Origin of the sequence: Variovorax paradoxus B4, assembly GCF_000463015.1 — a bacterium.
In the GTDB taxonomy this organism is placed as follows: Bacteria; Pseudomonadota; Gammaproteobacteria; order Burkholderiales; family Burkholderiaceae_C; genus Variovorax; species Variovorax paradoxus_E.
Genome location: NC_022247.1, coordinates 906025 through 922628 on the forward strand (window position 1 = coordinate 906025; position 16604 = coordinate 922628).

Here is a 16604-nt window from a genome sequence, read left to right on the forward strand (position 1 = left end):
CCGTCGAACCCCGATTTTGCCAAATCGGAGAGTCCTGATTCACGGCATATTTGGTTACGTAACTTGCCTATGGCTGGGTATTCAGGGGTTACAGCGATCAACGGCAGGGTTTTCGACTCGTTGTAGTAGGGCGAGGCACGCGCAAGGCCCCCACCTGCAACATCGATCAAGATTCGCGTGGCTGAAAGCCAACAGTCAATGGGGATAATAAATGTGAAGAGCGCCGGACATATGCACCAAGGGGCGTGCCCGACGCAGGGAGCAAGGACTGGCATCGAACGGGGCAGGCCCGCCAAATGCTCCAGATATACAAAGCAAGTATGAGTGACACACCACGGGACGCAGAAAAACTCGCCGAAGCGGAGCGGCAGATCGCCGCACTTAAACTACGGTTGGAGTTGCAGGAGCGACTCGTACTAAGCAGCGACGACTCCTTTGAGGCCCAGATCGAATCGGCAAATCAGCGCGTGGCGCTCGCGCTGCAGCAGCAGAACGAGCTGCTCCGATCGGCATCCTGGCGCCTGACAGCTCCGTTGCGGAGGGTGTCGGCGGCGATTCCTTCGTCCTGGCGCGGGTATCTGCGTCGCGCAGCGAAGGCAACGTGGTGGGTCGCGACGCCCTGGCGCATGCAGCAGCGGCTGCAGTTTCTCGAGGAGCGTCGCCGAACGGTTGACGCGAATGCCTCTCGCGTCGTGCCCGCCGCCGGCATTGATGCGGGCTGTGACAGCCAGAACGCCTATCGCCAATGGATCGCCGAGAACGAGCGTCGCTCGACCGCGCTTGTGGAGGGGGCTGCGAGTCCGCGGCTGAGTTTCCTGCTTTGTGCAAGTGGTGCGCAGCTTGAGACGCTGAGCGAGACGGTGAAGTCGATCCGTACGCAAGACTTGCCCCAGTGGCAACTCCTCGTCGCCAACACGAGTGATCATGCCGACGCGCTTGATGAGTCCCTTCGTGCGTTGCAGGATGAAGAGCCGCGCTTCACCCCGGTACCCGCTCATGGCCAGAGCCGCGCCGAAGCGCTGGCCGCCTGCCTTTCGCATGCCGACGGCGATTTCATCGCGGTGCTGGACGCCGGCGATGTCATTGCGCCGGGCGCTGCAATCGAAATCGCAAATGCGCTGGCCGAGGCGCCGGCCAGCGATATTCTTTATTGCGATGAGGACGAGCTGTCAGTCGAGGGCGGCCGAATTCGGCCCTACTTCAAGCCGAGTTGGTCGCCGGAACTGCTCTATGCCTTCAACTACTTCGGACGCTTGACGCTGCTGCGTCGGCAACTCGTCGAGGCCGCGGGCGGCATCGACCCCGAAGCGGGCGCAGGCTTCGAATGGGATCTGAATCTGCGCGCGAGCGACATCGCGCAAACCATCACCCGCATTCCCAAGGTGCTGTGCCACCGTGCGGCCGATGGCCACCGAGACAGGCCAGCCGCCGATTCGGCGGAGGCTGCGGCGCAGCGCGCGGCATTGCGCAAGTTCTGGGCGCAAAAGAGCATTGACGCCTCCGTTCAGACGCAACCCGATGGCACCCAGCACGCGACCTGGGCGATCGACCAGCCCCCGCTCGTCTCGATCGTGATTCCGTCCAAGAACAAGGACCACCTGCTGCGCATGTCTGTCGGCGGGTTGCTGCGGGGCACCGCATACGCGAACAAGGAAATCATCATTGTGGACACCGGCTCTACCGAGCCGGAAACGCTGGCGTATTACGCCGAGCTCGCATCGGAGCCAAGCGTTCGCGTCGTTCATTTCAACAAGACCTTCAACTATTCCGCGGCGTGCAACTACGGGGCTGCGTTCTCGCAAGGCGAGATCCTGCTGTTCCTGAACAACGACATCGAGGTCACCTCTCCCGACTGGCTGCACGAAATGGTGCGCGTCGCGATGCGCCCGGGCGTCGGAGTGGTTGGTGCCAAGCTGGTGTTTCCCTCGGGCGAACTGCAGCATGGCGGCGTGGGCGTTGGCATTCACCTGTGTGGCCTGATGTATCGCAGCGCCGAGGGGCGCGGCTGGGGTGTGTTCGGTTCGCCGGACCACGCGCGCAACTGGCTCGCAATCATGGGCGCATGCCAGATGGTGCGGCGCGATGCCTTCGAACGCGTCGGCGGCTTCGACGAGTCGTACCTGATCGCAATGAGCGACGTCGCACTCTGCCTGAATATCTGGCGCGCCGGCTACCGGACTGCCTACGTACCGCAGGCCCGTCTCGTGCATCACGAAGGCGCGACGCGAGGCAACAGCAACCCCGGGGTCGACATGTGCCGGGTGGCTGACGACATTCGTGCGCTGGGTATCGACGACGACCCTTATCTTCATCCCGAGCTGGATGCGAACCACGCGATTCCGGTCCTTCGAGTCGGCGCGGCGCCCGCCGTCCGCGAGAAGCTCAAGGCCAGCCTTCGCGAGTTCGGTTCGCCAAGGCCGCAGCCACAGACCCTCGATCTGTCGAATGACGGTGCATGCCTGGCCGTTGCCATGCTGCCGCGCGAGAGCGTGATCTGGGTGCCCCAGCCTGCGCACGGCGTGCGCGACGTCTGGTCTGCGGCCAGGTGGTGCCTGGATCTCTTGCGTACGCGCGCCGATGTTCGCCTGCGTTTTCCCGCTGCGCTGTCCGAAGGCCCCGATGGCGCGTTCTGCCGCTGGCTCGAAACTGAAGGTGCGGACCGTTTCGGACTCAGCCAGGACGCGCTCGCCTCGATCCGCATGCTGTGGTCGGAAGATCTCGCGGCTCGTGCGCGACAGGTGTTTCTCTTTCACTCGGAAGTCAGGGCCGCGCTGCCTTATGGCTTGCTGCCCATTGGCAGGCGCGAACTGTTCTACTGGTTCATGCAGCACGGTCGGCGCAATGCGGGCCTGAGGCTCGAGGAAGTCTGGTGGCTGTTCTGGACGGCCGCGGAAACACCCGAGGCCGAACTGGTCAAGGCCTACGAATTCACGCCTGACTGGCAAAAGCTCTACCCCGACGGGCTGACGGTTTTCGGCCGCCGCGCGTTTGCCTCCTGGTTCTGCGCAAATTACCGCGTGGCGGAACTGTGGGCCGACCCGGCGCGCTGGCCGGTCGACATCCCGCCCGCCCGGCAGCTTCGATCGGCCTATCGCGCGCGCGAGCAATGGCGGCGCGCACATCCCGAAGCGCTCGACCGGATCGAGGCCGCCAAGGCGTTGATCGAATGGCTCCAGTTGCCCGAAGCCATGCAGCCCGAGACGGCGCGGGCCTGGTGCGCGGGTCTCGACAAGGAGGCCGTGGCGGCCGAGATGACGACGCTCGGCGTCAACGTCATCGGTCACTTCTCGTATCCGTCTGGCCTGCGGGTTTCCGTGGAGGCGCTGGTGAAGGGCTTGCGCAATGTGGGCGTGCAGACTGCACTGCGCGACCTTCGCACGGACAGGAAAGACGACCCGGTCCATGCGCAGTTCCGCGATTTCGAAGACTTCGAAACAACCATCGTCCACACACAGCCCGAACCGTTTTTCAACGAGGCCTACAGGCGCAGCGATGTGAGCGAACACATGCCGCGCACCTATCGGATTGCTTACTGGTACTGGGAATTCGACTCGATTCCCGACTCATGGCTCGACGCGGCTGCCAAGGTCGACGAAGTCTGGACGGCCACCGAATTCGTGGCCAAGGGCCTGCGAGAGCGGCTCTCGATTCCTGTGCGGACGATATTCCCTGGCGTCGCGCTCGGCACCTATCAGCAACGAGAACGCAAGTACTTTGGCCTGAAGGACGACAGCTTCACATTTCTGTTCACATTCCACATGATGAGTGTGATGGAACGCAAGAATCCGCTTGGCCTTATCCAGGCATTCAAGACGGCGTTCTCTGCGCAGGACGATGCGACACTGGTGCTGAAGACGTCGTTCGGGGACCGTCATCCGGCGCAGCTGCAGGAGCTGCGCGCCGCCGCAGAAGGCCACAACATCGTGGTGATCGATCAGGTCTACAGCCCCGACGAAGTGCTGTCGCTGATGGACGCGTGCGACGCTTATGTGTCCCTGCATCGCAGCGAAGGATTGGGCCTCACGATGGCCGAGGCCATGCTGATGGGAAAACCGGTCATCGCCACCAACTACTCCGGCAACGTCGACTTCATGGGCGAGGAAGACAGCCTGTTGGTGCCCTACAAGTTGGTGAAGCTCGGTCGTCCGATCCCGCCTTACGACGAGAAGCTCGAGTGGGCGGAACCGTCGACAGAGCATGCGGCCCAATTCATGCGGCGCCTCTACGAAGACCGCGAATGGGCGAAGCAGATCGGTGCGCGCGGCAAGGCCCGCGCGGCGATCGACCTGTCCCTGGAAACGGCGGGCCACAGGGCCGCTGCCCGGCTGGCCGAGATCCGGGCATCGCTTCGGACCGTTTCGAAGGGCTGAGCCAAAGGGCGCCCGGGTTGATGCCCGCGGCGCGCAAAGGCTGATCTGATCAATCGATCAGACAGCCAATCGGCGCTCGGCCAGTTCGGCCATGTACTCTTCCATATCCACCGCCTCGAGACGGCCATGGTTGAGTTTCACGACCTTGTTGCATTCTTTCGCGATCAAGTCGGGCGAATGCGAGGCGAGCACCAGAACGCCCGACTTGGACACCACATCGCGCATCCGCTTCTCGGCCTTCTCGGTGAATTCCGCGTCGCCCACCGACAGCCACTCGTCCATGAGCAGGATGTCCGCCTCGACGCTGGTTGAGATCGAGAAAGCCAGGCGCATCATCATCCCTGTGGAGTAGGTGCGCACAGGCATGTCCACATACTGGCCGAGCCCGCTGAATTCGCAGATATCGGGCGTACGCTGGTCGATCTCTTTCTTGCTCATGCCCATTACCAGGCCGCGCAGCATGATGTTCTCTACACCCGTCGCGTCCATCTCGATGCCCAGTGATGGATCGATAAGGCTCGACACGCTTCCTTCACGCCGGAACTCACCTGCCGAGGGTTCGTATACACCAGCCAGGGTGCGCAGCAAGGTCGACTTGCCGGCACCGTTGTGGCCGATGAGTCCCAATCGATCACCGCTGCGAAGTTCGAGGTTGATGTCGCTCAGCGCCTGGACGACGGTAACGCCGGTCTCCTTGCCGAAGCGCCCCCCTGTGACGGATGCTGCAAGCGTTTTCTTCAGCGAGGCCGCACCCGCACCGTAGATGGGAAAATTGACTGCGACGTTCTTGAGTGAGATGGATGCCATATATCTATCAGAGCCAGTAAACGACGCGCCGGCGGTATTTGATGAAGAGCAGCGTGGAGGCGACAACGCTCACGACCGTCCAGGCCAGGATGCCCAGCCAGCTATGCATTTCCGCCACGCCGCCCATCAGCGGAGTGCGCAGCAGGTCGAGCATCTGTGCAAAGGGATTCCACAGGATGTACTGAGCACGCCCCGGAAGGCTCTCGGGAAGCCAGAAAACGGGCGTCAGGAACATCAACATCTGCATCACGCTGGTCACGATCTGGGTCACGTCCCGGTAGCGCGTGCAGATCAGGCCGAGCAGCAGGCCGAGAGCATGCGCGTTGATGACCAGGATCGCGAGGGCCGGCAGTACGAGCAGTGCCGACCACGACAGTGAAATGCCGGCCCAGAGCGCCACCGGGATATACAGCACGATCTGGTGCGCGAACTGAATCAGGTTGCGCGCGATGCTGCGCCAGACGAACAGGCTGATTGGGAAGTAGCCCTGCTTCAGGTAATTGGACGAGCCCACAAACGCGTTGCACGCCTCGGATACCACGCTGGAGAAGAAGCCCCAGAAGATGATCCCGAGTGCGAGGTGCGGAAAGAACTTGGACAGTTCCGTGCCGAAGAGCGAGCTGTAGAGCGGGCCCATGCCGCCGATCATCGCGCCCATGCTCAGCGTGAGCCAGAGCGGCCCCAGCATCGAGCGCCGATAGCGCAGCACGATGTCGAACCAGGCCAGGGTCCACCATATGTCGGTCCGGCGGGTGCCTTCCCACCAGTCGGACAAGGCGCTGCGGTGGAGGTTGGAGTGAATTTCTTGGGTCATGTGCGTCCGTAGGTGTCTGCGAGTCGGACGATGTCGTCCTCTCCAAGATACACACCGCACTGGACTTCGATGAGCACCAATAGTTCTTCGCCGATGTTGGTCAAACGATGTTTCTCCTTCAATGGGATGTAGCGATACTCGCCCGGTTTCGTGACATGTTCGGCGTCGCCGATCTGGACGATGCCTCGCCCTTGCACCACGACCCAATGTTCGGATCGCTGGTGGTGATATTGCAAAGACAGCGATTCTCCGGGTTTGACCGTGATCCGCTTGACTTTGTAATCGTCCTCTTCTTTCAGGGTTGCATAGGTGCCCCATGGGCGGTGCACTACGGAGGGCAGGTGAACCGCCTCATGCTTTCGCGCCTTCAGTGTGTCGACGACCTTTTTGACTTCCTGTGCGCTGTCTTTGTGGGCAACGAGAAGCGCGTCGGGAGTGTCGACGATGACGAGGTTGTGAACACCCAGCGTCGCCACCAGCTTCGGGATGTGGCTGTCGACCTGCACATGGGTGTCGGTGGTGTCGATCGCCACGACGTCCGATGGCATCGTGTTGCCGCTCGCATCGGGCGGCTGGGCTTTTGCGACCGCAGGCCAGGAGCCAACGTCGCTCCAATGGAACTTGGCCGGCACGACGTGCACGTTGTCGGCAGGTTCCATCACTGCATAGTCGATGCTGATGTCGGGCTGGAGTCCGAAGGCATGCAGGTCGAACTGGATCATGTTTCCCTCGTGTTCCGATGTCCGCAGTGCCTTTCTGGCGGCGACCAGCAGTTCCGGCGCGTACTTCTCGAAGGCGGCCACAATTGCGTCTGCTGTAAAGCAGAACATGCCGCTGTTCCAGTAGTAGCGTCCTGTTGCCAGATATTCCTGCGCGGTCTGCAGATCAGGCTTCTCGACGAAGCGCTTGGCTGGTTGGCTCGAGCGCGAGACCTGGGCCACTTCGATATAGCCGAAGCCGGTGTCGGGACTCGTCGGGCTGATGCCGAAGACCACCAGCGCGCCCTGCGTGGCGAGCTTGAAGGCCTGGCTGGCACTCGCGACGAAGGCCTCGACATCGGGCACAAGGTGGTCGGCAGACAGCACGAGCATCACGGTGTCGCCGCCGAATTGCTCGATACATTGCAGCGCCGCGAGCGCAATGGCCGGGCCGGTATTACGGCCCTTGGGCTCGAGCAGCAGGGTGGCATCGGGCGGATCGGCCATCTGGTCCAACACGTCCTTGGTGAGGAACAGATGATCCTTGTTGGTAACGATCATCAGATCGCCAGTTCCACAGGCTTGGCCGCGTTCGATGGCCTGCTGCAGCAGCGTCGAACCGCCGAGCTTCATGAAAGGTTTGGGAAATGCTTGCCGCGATGCCGGCCAGAGCCGGGAACCCGCTCCCCCTGAGAGCACAACTGATAGAACGTGCATTTTTCTTGTGGGTGTGAAGAAGGGGATAATTTTACCGGCCCAGCTCCGAGGGGCCCGTAACCAGTGGAAGCATCTATTTTCGTGATATCGAGCAATGTTCAGTAAGCCTACGCTTCCAGCCGCGCAGCCCCGACAGCGGCGGCGCGGGCTCGATGGACGCTTGAGCAACGCTCAGTTGCAACGCCAGATCGATGTGCTGGAGGGCCGGATCGGGGCCTTGCAGGAGCAGATCCGCACGCTGACGCGGTCCACCAGTTGGCGTGTGACGGCACCGCTGCGCTGGGCGACCGATTGTCTCAGGCGAATCGCGAGGGGCACCGGCGTCCGGGCAAACGAGCCCGCCCAGGGCGGGCCCTACTCGGAATGGGTTGCACACTACGACGCCCCGGACGCAACTTCGTTCGACGCTGTCCGGCTCGAAACCGGCAGTTGGGCGATGCGCCCGCGCTTCTTGATCCTGGTGAATGGCGATGCCGCCGGCGCGTCGGTGCTGAAGGGCGTGATCGGTTCGCTTTTGGCGCAGACCTACGCTGAATGGCGGCTCTGCCTGGTGCGGGAGGACGCAGCAGGCGAGGAAATCCGGAGCCTGCTCGACAATCTTGGCACAACCGATTCCCGTATCCAGCGCCTTGCGATCAATGCCGTCGAAGTAGCCCCCACCTCCGGTCCCGCCGACTGGGTCGTGTGGCTCGACAAGGCCTGTACGCTGCCGGCCCACGCGCTGTTCTGCGTGGCTAGGGAGATCGTCGAGCATCCCGCGGCCTCCATGATCTACGCCGACGAAGACCGGATCGACGCCGAAGGAAGGCGCAGCGATCCCTTCTTCAAGCCCGACTGGAATCCCGATCTTTTTCTCGGCCGCAATCTCTTTTCCCCGCTGGCCTGTATCCGGGCTTCGCTGTTCGAAGACGTCGGCGGTTTGCGCCAACCATTCGACAAGGCCCCAGGCCTCGATCTGGCGCTGCGCTGCATCGAGCGCGCGAGCGCAGAGTCGATTCGACACATTCCCCGCGTGCTTGCGAGTGTCTTCGGCTCGACGTCCCCTGCAGAAGACCGGGGCGCCGGTGAGCGGGCCCTGAATCGGCACTTCGAGCGGATCGGCGTTGCCGCTACCGCCAAAGCCACGCCTTTCGGCTTTCGCACCCGCTATGCCCTGCCACCGCAGCGCCCCTTCGTCTCGCTGATCATTCCTACGCGCAATGCCCTGGACCTCGTGCGCCAGTGCATCGAGAGCATCGTCATGGAGACGGCCTATCCGAACTACGAAATCCTGCTGGTCGACAACGACTCGGACGATCCCGAAGCCCTGGCCTACTTTGCAGCGCTGGGCGCGCAGCAGAACATCACGGTGATCCGCGACGAACGCCCGTTCAACTACTCGGCGCTGAACAATGCGGCCGTGGCAAGAGCGCGCGGAGAGCTCATCGGCCTCGTCAACAACGATATCGAGGCAATTTCGCCCGGCTGGCTTGACGAAATGGTGTCCCTCGCGCTGCAGCCTGGCGTAGGCGCGGTCGGCGCCAAGCTGCTTTACCCCGACATGACCATCCAGCATGGCGGCGTGATTCTCGGTGTGGGCGGCATCGCGGGGCATGCCCACAAGCACCTGCCTTCGACCGCACTGGGCCATGGGGGGCGGGCCCAGCTCGTGCAGTCCTTCAGCGCGGTGACCGCCGCATGCCTGGTCGTGCGCAAGTCGCTCTATGAACAGGTGGGCGGCCTCGACGAAGAGCGTCTGGGCGTGGCTTACAACGATGTCGACTTTTGCCTTCGGCTGGGCGAGGCGGGTTTTCGCAACGTGTGGACGCCTTACGCGGAACTGCTGCATCACGAATCGGCCACGCGCGGACTCGAAGTGGCCAATGCGTCCCGCCATCGCCTGGCGCGCGAGGCCGGATGGATGCAGACCCGCTGGGGCGCGCTGATTGCGAACGACCCGGCCTACAACCCGAACCTGACGCTGAATTTCGAGGACTTCGACCTGGCGTGGCCACCGCGCGTGGTCCCCCTCGTTTCGCCGCATCCACAACCCGCTCGCAAGGCGAGCAAGCCATGAGCATCCCCCATTCCCCCAAAATCTCCGTCGCCCTCTGCACCCACAATGGCGCGCGTTTCCTGCGCGAGCAGGTGCGCAGCATCTGCCTCCAGACCTTGCCGCCTGTGGAAATCGTGCTGTCCGACGATGCATCGACCGACGGTTCGGTGGACGTGGTGCGCGCTGCAGTGGCCGAGTGCGCGGCCGAACGACCGGAGTACCCCGTGGCCCTGCGCATCTTCGAGAACAGGCCCGCGCTGCGCGTCGTCAAGAACTTCGAACAGGCCATCGGGGCCTGCACCAGCGAACTGATTGCGCTCAGCGACCAGGACGACATCTGGCTCCCCGAGCGCCTCGAGCAGATGGTGCCGCTTTTCGAGAGCGATCCGAATCTTTTCCTTTTGCATACCGATGCGCGTCTTGTCGACGCCGAGCGGCGCGACATCGGCGATACGCTGTTCCATGCGCTTGAAGTCACCCCCTCGGAGATCGAGCGCATCCACGGCGGCAATGCTTTCGATGTGTTCCTGCGGCGCAACCTCGTGACGGGTGCGACCACGGTGTTTCGCCGCTCGCTGCTTGAACACGCCCTGCCTCTGCCCGTCGAATGGGTGCATGACGAGTGGCTGGGCATCATCGCATCGGCCATCGGCCGGGTGGAGCTGCTGGAGCAGCCGCTCATCGACTATCGCCAGCACCAGTCGAATCAGATCGGCGCACGCCGGGACACCTTTGCGGGCAAGGTTCGCAAGGCGCTTGCCTCCAGGGGCAATACGCACGTGGAGCGAGCCTTCAAGGCCGAGTTGCTTCTGGCTCGGCTGGAGCAATTGGGCGGCCGTGTCGCACCGCAGATTCTCGACAAGGTGCGCAGCAAGATCGAGCACCAGCGCTTCCGCGCAGCCTTGCCGGCATCCCGGCTCGCCCGTTGCCTGCCGATCTTCCGCGAAGCCATGACGGGCCGCTACGACAAGTTCGGCCGTGGTTTCCGGGGCGTGGTCCGCGACCTCTTCGAATCTGTGTAGGCTTGCGCCCAAGCGAATCGCGTCACTCCAAAAAAACAATGACCACCACGAATCCCTCTCCACCAGCAACCATCGCCGGCGCCCCAGGCGCGTCACCCAGCGTGGTGGTGATCATCCCGTTCTACAACGGTGCCGACTTCATCGAGCGCTCGGTCCGCAGCGTGTTCGAGCAATCGGTGCCCGCGAACGAAGTGATCGTGGTCAACGACGGCTCCCGGCCCGAAGAGCGCGCGGCGCTCGACACACTCGCGGCCCGTTATCCCTTCCGCATCCTGGACAAGGAGAACGGCGGCCAGGGCTCGGCGCGCAACGCCGGGGTGGCTGCCTCCACCTCCGAATACATCTGCTTCCTCGACCAGGACGATTTCTACCTGCCGAACCACATCGAGACGCTCGTCACCTCGATCCCTCCGGACGACCGGCTCTTCGGCTATATCTACGCCGACCTGTACGAGGCCGATGGCGACGGCAACGTGATCCGCACGGGCGTCATCAAGGACCATGCCCAGCACCCCAAGCGCAGCATCTTCGACCTGTTGCGCTACGACATGTTCGTGCTGCCCTCGGCCACGCTCGTGAGCCGCAAGGCCTTCGAAGCGGTGGGCGGTTTCGACTCGCAGTTCATGGGCTACGAGGATGACGACCTCTTCCTGCGCATCTTTCGCAAGGGCTACAGCAATCATTTCGTGGACAAGGCGGTGACGGTCTGGTGCATCCACACGGCGAGCACGTCGTTTGGCATCCGGATGGTCCGCAGCCGCTTCAAGTATTTCAAGAAGCTGTTGCAGATGTTCCCCGACGAGCATCAGCGCGGCCGCTACTACCTTCGCGAATATCTGATGCCGCGCTTCCAGCTGTTCTTCGTGAATGAAGCGATCGAAGCGATCAAGAAGGACGACCAGTACCGTGGGGAGATGAGCGCGGTGCTGGCCGAGTACGGTGCCATCGTCTTTGCGAACCCTTATGTGGGACGCAAGAAGAAGCTGCGCCTCTGGATCACGCTCTTCCTGCTGCGCCACAGCACGCCGGGCATGGTCCGCTTCGTGGGCGCGCTCACCCGGCTGCCGGGCATCCGCAGCCTGCGCCGCATCTACAAGAGCTGACGCGGCGGGTCGCCGCAGGGCCAGCCAGCTAGCGCCCGACCGCCGCGGGCTGCTTTTGCGTCGTCATCGCCACATCGATGTAGGTGGCGAACTGGCGCACATATTCGGCCCGCAGGTGGCCGGAGTCCTTGTAGATCGGCGTTGCGTCCGCGTCCGCCCGAGTGCACTGGTCGCTCTTGCAGAGTGTCGGGATCGGATCGATCACGATCGCACCGCTGCGCTTGGCGATCTGGCGCATGCGTTCGTGCAGTTCCTTCTGCACCGATGCCCAAGGCGCAGTAGGCGACATGCGAGCCACCTTCATGTCCCCGAGCCGCCCGCCTTTGATGAACTCCTCAGGCCCATACCCTTCCCCCACCGGGTTGTCCAGCACCAGGTACACCTGCTTGTGCCTGGCAAGGTTCGTCATCACCGCTTCGAGCATGTTGAGCGCAAAGTCCGCGCCGCCGCCGCCCATGAAGCGGCGCCTGGTCTTGCCGTCGAAGTAGTAGTAGCGGTCCGCATCGGCGTTCGCGGCGTTGGGCTTGCCGGTTTCCGAGAAGTAGCAGTTCCAGCAGCCGCCGAACACCACTGCGTCGAACTTGTCGCTGATGGCCAGGCGCATGGCGCCGTCGCGGCGCTCGCCGCACAGGTTGTTCTTTTCGTCGACCACGTTGGGAATGGGCGGACAGGCGCCCCAGGTGGCGAACGAGAGCGAATCGAGGGTGTCGGGCGCGATCTTGCTCAACTCCACGGCGCGCGGGCCGTATTGCTCGATGTGGCTGTCGCCGAAAAGGAGCACCCTGCGCTTGCCATGGCCGATCTGCTGGAGCACCTCGCCATCGACCTTGATGGGGCTCAGCCCGTCCGGGTAGCCCCAGTCCTTGGCGGCCGCGGCCGTCTTGTTGAAGTAGGGGTCGCTGTGCCGTCCCACGTAGTAGCGCGAGGCCGCCAGCGTGCCCAGCACCACGAAGCCCACCATCAGCGCCACCAGCACCGAGATCACGGTGTCGTTCTCGCTGCGGCGCGTGCCGCGCTCGACGAAACGGTAGGTCAGCCAGGCCAGCACAACGGCCGCCAGCAGCATCAGCGCGCGCAGGCCGTTGGACGGCACGTCGCCCTCGACGATGCGCGCGTAGACCAGCAGCGGCCAGTGCCAGAGATACAGCGGATAGCTGATCAGACCGACCCACACCATCGGCCTGGAGGCGAGCACGTAGCGGTTGAGCACGCCGGTCGGGCCGGCCGCAATGCAATAGAAGGCGCCCAGCGTGGGCAGGATGGCCCAGAATCCCGGAAAAGCCTTGCCGCCGCGGATGTATGCGAGGCCGAGGCCGATCAGCACCAGCCCGGCAATCGACTGTGCATGGCGGCCCCAGCCCGGCTTGGGCAGGGGCCGGTGCAGCCGCATGTACGCCAGCATGCCGCCGATCATCAGCTCCCAGAAGCGCGACAGCGGCGAGTAGAACGCGGCCTCCCGGTGGCTGTGGATGGTCGTGACGTTGAGCAGGAACGACAGGCCCGCCACCGCGCCCACCACCGTGAGCACGCGCCACTTGCGCTTCCACGCCAGGCCCAGCAGCACGGGCCAGAAGATGTAGAACTGTTCTTCGATGGCCAGCGACCACAGGTGCAGCAGCGGCTTGGTCTCGGCCGCGTTGTCGAAGTAGCCGGCTTCGCTCCAGAAGGCGAAGTTCGAGACGAAGCCGGCGCCCGCCGCCACGTGCTTGCCGAGCTGCTCCCACTCGTGCGGCAGCAGCGCATACCAGCCGAAGGCAAAGGTCGCCGCCAGCACGAGCACCAGCGCCGGAAAGATGCGCTTCACCCGCCGCGCGTAGAACTCCCGGTAGCTGAATCCGTCGCCCTCGAAGCTGCCCAGGATGATCGTGGTGATCAGGAAGCCCGAGATGACGAAGAAGATGTCGACCCCGATGAAGCCGCCCTTGATCCACTGCGGGAACGCGTGGTAGCCGAGCACGGAGAGCACGGCGACGGCGCGCAGGCCGTCGATGTCGGGTCGGTACTTGGGGTGGAGCAGGTGGGCGTGTTCCTGCGGGGCTGTCGGGCTGCTCGTTGTCGTCATCGTCGTCGTTGGGGAGGGGAAGGCGCCTGCGGTCTCTGCTGGCTTCCCGGCCCCGGATTGTCTTCGCAAACGCAAAAGCGCCTTTTTCAGGCCCGGCGGGAGCGGGCCCGCAGGTAGCGCCAGAACGCGCCCGAGGTCCACACCTTGAGCAGGCTGGTCACGTGCCAGTAGAGATGCTTCCTGCTGCTGCGGCTGGCGCGCTGGGCCTCGTGGCGCGCGAGCAGGTCTTCCCCCACCTGCAGCTTCCAGCCCGCCAGCCGGGTCCGGGCGCAGATGTCGAAGTCTTCGCCGTACATGAAGAAGCGCTCGTCGAAGCCCCCGATCTGGCGGTAGGCCTGGCTGCGAAACAGCATGAACAAGCCCGGAATCCAGTCCGGCACCGCCGGGCGCACGTACCCCGGCTTGCGGCGCGTGAGGATCTCGAGCGGCGTGATGATGGCGCGGTGCTGCTCGGGGGTGCTGCGGCCCGGTTCGAGGATGCGCGGCGTCAGCAGACCGGCGTCGGGCGCGGCCTGGGCCATCAGCGGCGCCAGCACGTCGCCGTCGAGGCGGATGTCGGGGTTGAGCACCAGGAACCAGGGCGTATCGCAGCGTTCGAAAGCCTGGTTGTGGTTGGCGCCAAAGCCCTTGGGGCTCGGGTTTTCGATCCGCTCGACCGCAAAACCCCATTCCAGGCCCGCCAGCACGTCGGGTTCGGGGATGTTCAGCGTGAGCACGACCCTGGCGGTCGAATTCCGGCAGAAACGGTCCAGTTGCTCGAGCAGCGGGCGCACCAGCGCGAGCTGGCCGTGGCTGACGATCGAAATGGTGATCGGAGGGGTAGAAGGGGGAGGGGGCGCTGGCATGGTCTAATTTCGCTCGGGAATTCTAGGGTTCCCCAACACCCACACATGATTGCTCTGATCGTCATCAGTTTCTTCGTCTCCGCCTTCGGGGTCCAGGTGTTCATGCGCCGCGCGCGCAGGCACGCCCGGCTCTATGGCGCGGACATGCCCCAGCGCTTCCACAAGGGCCACGTGCCGCGGCTCGGGGGGGCGGGCATCCTGCTCGGCATGGGCGTGGCCTGGCTGGCCTCCGGCATCACCGGCACCGACCCGTTCAATGTGTCCTGGCCGCTCAAGACGTCGATGCTCACGCTGCTGTGCATTGCGCCGGCGGTCATCGGCGGCATCGTCGAAGACGTGACGCAGAACGTCAAGGTGCGCTACCGGCTGGCGCTGACCATCGGCTCCGCCCTGCTGGCGTGCTGGGTGCTGGGCCTGAGCCTGTCGCGCACCGGCATCGAGGCGGTCGACGGCTGGCTGGCCATGGTGCCGTATGGCGCCGTGCTGTTCGCGGCCCTGGCCATCGGCGGGCTGCCGCATGCCTTCAACATCATCGACGGCTACAACGGGCTGGCCGGCACGGTGGCGGTGCTGGTCTGCCTTGCCATTTCGCACGTGGCGCTGCAGGTGGGCGACCGCCAGCTCGCGGCCATGATGGTCTGCCTGGTCGGCGCCACCATCGGTTTTCTCATCTGGAACTATCCGCGCGGCAAGATCTTTGCCGGCGACGGCGGCGCTTACGTGTGGGGCATGGTGATTGCCCTGGCGTGCGTGACGCTGGTCCAGCGGCACCGCGTCGTCTCGCCGTGGTTCCCGATGCTGCTGCTGATCTACCCGGTCTGGGAGACGCTGTTCTCCATCTACCGCAAGCTCGCTCGGGGGCAGTCGCCCGGCACCGCCGACGCGTTGCACTTCCACCAACTGATCTTTCGGCGCATCGTGCGCGTGGCGTTCGCGGATGACGAGGCGCGCCAATTGCTCGCCCGCAACAACCGGACCTCGCCGTACCTCTGGATGTTCGCCGCGCTGTCGGTGGTGCCGGCGGTGCTGTTCTGGAACAACACCATCGTGCTGATGCTGTTCTGCCTGCTGTTCGTCACGACCTACGTGGGCGCCTACCTGATGATCGTGCGATTCAAGGTGCCGCGCTGGCTGCGCCCGTGACGGCTTCCTTGCAAGAATTCCTTCTTTCCATCGTCCTCACCGTTTTGGAGCCTGCCCGCCCATGACCGACCCCGTCCTCAACATCCCCCCGCGCGACAAGGCCGAGATCCTGGCCCAGGCGCTGCCGTACATCCGCAAGTTCCACGGCAAGACCATCGTCATCAAGTACGGCGGCAATGCCATGACCGATCCGGCCCTGCAGGCCGACTTCGCGGAAGACGTGGTGCTGCTGAAGCTGGTCGGCATGAACCCGGTGGTGGTGCATGGCGGCGGCCCGCAGATCGAGGCGGCGCTCAACCGCCTGGGCAAGAAGGGCAGCTTCATCCAGGGCATGCGCGTGACTGACGCCGAGACCATGGAGGTGGTCGAATGGGTGCTGGCCGGCGAGGTGCAGCAGGACATCGTGGGCCTGATCAACCAGGCCGGCGGCAAGGCCGTGGGCCTGACCGGGCGCGACGGCGGCATGATCCGCGCGCAGAAGCTCAAGATGGCGGACCGTACCGACCCCAACTTGCACCACGACGTGGGCCAGGTGGGCGACATCGTCTCCATCGACCCCAGCGTGGTCAAGGCCCTGCAGGACGACGCCTTCATTCCCGTGGTCAGCCCGATCGGCTTCGGCGAGGAGAACGAGAGCTACAACATCAATGCCGACGTGGTCGCCGGCAAGCTCGCCACCGTGCTCAAGGCCGAGAAGCTCATGCTCCTGACCAACACCCCCGGCGTGCTCGACAAGGACGGCAAGCTGCTCACCAACCTGAGCGCGCGCGAGATCGACGAGCTGTTTGCCGACGGCACCATCTCGGGCGGCATGCTGCCGAAGATCGAGGGCGCGCTCGATGCGGCCAAGAGCGGCGTGAACGCGGTGCACATCATCGACGGCCGCGTGCCGCACGCCATGCTGCTCGAGATCCTGACCGACCAGGCCTACGGCACGATGATTCGCGCGCGCTGAGGCCGCGTCTGGCCGCTGGTGGCCAGCCAGCGG

Annotated in this window: 11 protein-coding genes; 6 read left to right on the forward strand and 5 right to left on the reverse strand. The window is 64.1% G+C overall.

Annotation, left to right across the window (positions count from 1 at the left end; all coding sequences use genetic code 11):
* The first annotated feature begins 320 nt into the window (after positions 1-320).
* Entirely contained in the window at positions 321-4370 is a 4050-nt protein-coding gene (locus VAPA_RS04075) for a glycosyltransferase (RefSeq protein ID WP_230558961.1), read from the forward strand.
* A gap of 57 nt (positions 4371-4427) precedes the next feature.
* Here VAPA_RS04075 and VAPA_RS04080 read toward each other — a convergent pair whose 3' ends face one another.
* Genes VAPA_RS04080 through VAPA_RS04090 form a run of 3 tightly spaced genes read right to left on the reverse strand, consistent with a single transcriptional unit; the run spans position 4428 to position 7406 of the window.
* Positions 4428-5177: an ABC transporter ATP-binding protein gene (locus VAPA_RS04080; protein WP_021005497.1), complete on the reverse strand. Its 750-nt coding sequence runs from the start codon at positions 5175-5177 to the stop codon at positions 4428-4430.
* A 7-nt stretch (positions 5178-5184) separates the two neighbouring features.
* On the reverse strand, positions 5185-5991 hold the full coding sequence (locus tag VAPA_RS04085; protein WP_021005498.1) for an ABC transporter permease: 807 nt from the start codon (positions 5989-5991) through the stop codon (positions 5185-5187).
* Positions 5988-7406 (reverse strand): mannose-1-phosphate guanylyltransferase/mannose-6-phosphate isomerase, encoded by a 1419-nt coding sequence (locus VAPA_RS04090; RefSeq protein ID WP_021005499.1) that lies wholly within the window; start codon positions 7404-7406, stop codon positions 5988-5990. Before VAPA_RS04090 ends, VAPA_RS04085 begins: the two co-directional genes overlap by 4 nt.
* A gap of 160 nt (positions 7407-7566) precedes the next feature.
* Between VAPA_RS04090 and VAPA_RS04095 the strand changes: the two genes are divergently transcribed.
* From VAPA_RS04095 to VAPA_RS04105, 3 genes are read left to right on the forward strand one after another with little or no spacing between them, the layout of a single operon-like run.
* A complete protein-coding gene (locus VAPA_RS04095) occupies positions 7567-9462 on the forward strand; it encodes a glycosyltransferase family 2 protein (RefSeq protein ID WP_230558962.1) in 1896 nt (631 codons plus the stop codon).
* Positions 9393-10463: a glycosyltransferase family 2 protein gene (locus tag VAPA_RS04100; RefSeq protein ID WP_230558963.1), complete on the forward strand. Its 1071-nt coding sequence runs from the start codon at positions 9393-9395 to the stop codon at positions 10461-10463. The genes VAPA_RS04095 and VAPA_RS04100 overlap by 70 nt, the downstream gene beginning before the upstream one ends.
* A gap of 38 nt (positions 10464-10501) precedes the next feature.
* Positions 10502-11566 (forward strand): glycosyltransferase family 2 protein, encoded by a 1065-nt coding sequence (locus tag VAPA_RS04105; protein WP_021005502.1) that lies wholly within the window; start codon positions 10502-10504, stop codon positions 11564-11566.
* A 28-nt stretch (positions 11567-11594) separates the two neighbouring features.
* On the opposite strand, the gene VAPA_RS04110 is transcribed toward VAPA_RS04105, so the two are convergent.
* Positions 11595-13628: an acyltransferase family protein gene (locus tag VAPA_RS04110; protein ID WP_021005503.1), complete on the reverse strand. Its 2034-nt coding sequence runs from the start codon at positions 13626-13628 to the stop codon at positions 11595-11597.
* A gap of 86 nt (positions 13629-13714) precedes the next feature.
* Positions 13715-14473, reverse strand: a complete 759-nt coding sequence (locus VAPA_RS04115) for a glycosyltransferase (RefSeq protein ID WP_021005504.1) — start codon at positions 14471-14473, stop codon at positions 13715-13717.
* Between the two features lie 45 nt (positions 14474-14518).
* Here VAPA_RS04115 and VAPA_RS04120 point away from each other — a divergent pair, with 45 nt between their 5' ends.
* Complete coding sequence (locus VAPA_RS04120) at positions 14519-15616, forward strand: glycosyltransferase family 4 protein (RefSeq protein WP_021005505.1); 1098 nt, start codon at positions 14519-14521, stop codon at positions 15614-15616.
* A gap of 61 nt (positions 15617-15677) precedes the next feature.
* The gene (argB, locus tag VAPA_RS04125) at positions 15678-16571 is read left to right on the forward strand and encodes an acetylglutamate kinase (RefSeq protein ID WP_021005506.1); all 894 of its coding nucleotides are present in this window, start codon (positions 15678-15680) and stop codon (positions 16569-16571) included.
* The last annotated feature ends 33 nt before the right edge of the window (positions 16572-16604 follow it).

Bases quoted from the DNA above. Each gene is read 5' to 3' on its own strand.
- VAPA_RS04075 (WP_230558961.1), top strand. From the start codon at position 321: ATGAGTGACACACCACGGGACGCAGAAAAACTCGCCGAAGCGGAGCGG.
- VAPA_RS04080 (WP_021005497.1), bottom strand. From the start codon at position 5,177: ATGGCATCCATCTCACTCAAGAACGTCGCAGTCAATTTTCCCATCTAC.
- VAPA_RS04085 (WP_021005498.1), bottom strand. From the start codon at position 5,991: ATGACCCAAGAAATTCACTCCAACCTCCACCGCAGCGCCTTGTCCGAC.
- VAPA_RS04090 (WP_021005499.1), bottom strand. From the start codon at position 7,406: ATGCACGTTCTATCAGTTGTGCTCTCAGGGGGAGCGGGTTCCCGGCTC.
- VAPA_RS04105 (WP_021005502.1), top strand. From the start codon at position 10,502: ATGACCACCACGAATCCCTCTCCACCAGCAACCATCGCCGGCGCCCCA.
- VAPA_RS04110 (WP_021005503.1), bottom strand. From the start codon at position 13,628: ATGACGACAACGAGCAGCCCGACAGCCCCGCAGGAACACGCCCACCTG.
- VAPA_RS04115 (WP_021005504.1), bottom strand. From the start codon at position 14,473: ATGCCAGCGCCCCCTCCCCCTTCTACCCCTCCGATCACCATTTCGATC.
- VAPA_RS04120 (WP_021005505.1), top strand. From the start codon at position 14,519: ATGATTGCTCTGATCGTCATCAGTTTCTTCGTCTCCGCCTTCGGGGTC.
- argB (WP_021005506.1), top strand. From the start codon at position 15,678: ATGACCGACCCCGTCCTCAACATCCCCCCGCGCGACAAGGCCGAGATC.